1 protein-coding gene is annotated in these 1558 nt (G+C 53.5%); it reads right to left on the bottom strand.

Features of this window, described 5'->3' with window-relative positions; genetic code table 11:
* Positions 1–439: 439 nt before the first annotated feature.
* Complete coding sequence (locus HK20_RS12230; RefSeq protein WP_086647324.1) at positions 440–1471, bottom strand: IS110 family transposase; 1032 nt, start codon at positions 1469–1471, stop codon at positions 440–442.
* Positions 1472–1558 lie beyond the last annotated feature (87 nt).

The following is a 1558-nucleotide window of genomic DNA, read 5'->3' as shown; positions in this document are numbered from 1 at the left end:
GCTGCCCACAACTCCACAGTTACCTCCCAAGGGCCGCGCGCCACCAGACTCTTGGCGGTCGTGTCGCCCGGCCCTCGGGTCCCTCCTATGGATTTATGTGGACGGCCGTTTAAACACAATGCTTCACACGAGCCTCCCTTGTGCGATTTCCAAAGTTTATCATTTGTTTTGCCGGCTGGATGACGACTACCGATTTGACATGAAGATCCGGTCAGATGCGTACTTATGTCCGGCCTGTTTACGCGAAGTCTTTCGCTGGCCATTATGGGTGTACGCTCGCGTGTCAGGCACCAAACTTGCGGGCGTGCTCAAAGGCACAAATCCATAGACGGTATTGCCTGAAACTGTTTCCGATCACAGTCTTCCCATCACGTTGGTCAGTACATACTGCCGGACCTACCGGGGCAAGCCCCGGTATCCATCGTCCTGCTGATACAGGTCAGGCCGTAGCGACACTGTAACCAGCCGGACGATAGATCTCTTTGCGTGCCAGTAACGCCCAGATGATACGGGCCATTTTATTGGCAAGCGCTACTGTTGCCAGACGTCTGGGGCGACGTTCGATGAGTTGGCACATCCACTGTCCCGCAGCACTCTTCCACTGGTGAGCACGATTAAGCATGGATGTCGCCCCAAGAACCAGAAGCATTCTGATCTGCCGGTTGCCCGTCTTGGTAATCCTGCCCAATTGGGTTTTTCCTCCAGTGGAATACTGACGGGGCACGAGCCCAAGCCACGCGGCAAAGTGTCGTGCTGAGGCAAACGAACCGATATCCGCGACAGACGCCACCACCAGTGATGCAGTCACGGGACCAACGCCCGGAATTGTCATCAGGCGGCGGGCATCTTCATTATTTTTTGCATGAGCTCTTATCTGTGCTTCCAAAGCATCGATACTCTCAGCGACTTTTTGGTAGTGTTCAAATAATGATATGGCACTCTGCTTCATGGCAGCCGGTAACTCGGCTGATGTTTCAATTTTCGCCATCAACTCCGAGAGCCGACTGGTACCCAGAGGGGCAATCAGCCCGAATTCAGAAGCAAGCGAACGGAATGCGTTACTTAACATTGTCTGCTGTTTGACCAGAAGAGCGCGGGTCGAGTGCAGCGATAACACGCCCTGCTGTTCTTCGGTCTTGATCGGAACAAACATTGTATCAGGGTGAGTTGCTGCCACACAGATCGCAGCCGCATCAACAGCGTCATTCTTTTTGCCTTTTTTCACAAAAGGTCGGACCCGATCGGGGGAGACAAGTTTGACATCATGACCTGCGCTGCTGATCACCCGCGCCCAGTAATGAGCAGACCCGCAGGCTTCCAGAACAACTTCGCAGCGTTCAAGTTCTGCAAAAAATGCAGACACTTCACTTCGGCCAAGCTTGCGCTTGAAAACGCACTTTCCATTTGCGTCAGCGCCATGAGCCTGAAAAACGGATTTGGCAATATCCAGGCCAATTATGCTAGCTTTCATGCGGATGGTCTCCTCCTGATGGTGCATCAACCTCCATCATGGCACATTGATGCCGCAAGGAGGCCGTCCACCCCATCTTGTGGACAG

This window comes from Acetobacter sp. DsW_54 (genome assembly GCF_002153575.1).
GTDB lineage: Bacteria > Pseudomonadota > Alphaproteobacteria > Acetobacterales > Acetobacteraceae > Acetobacter > Acetobacter fabarum.
The sequence above is the reverse complement of the archived record's forward strand: the minus strand, read 5'-3'. Positions and strand labels throughout refer to the sequence as shown.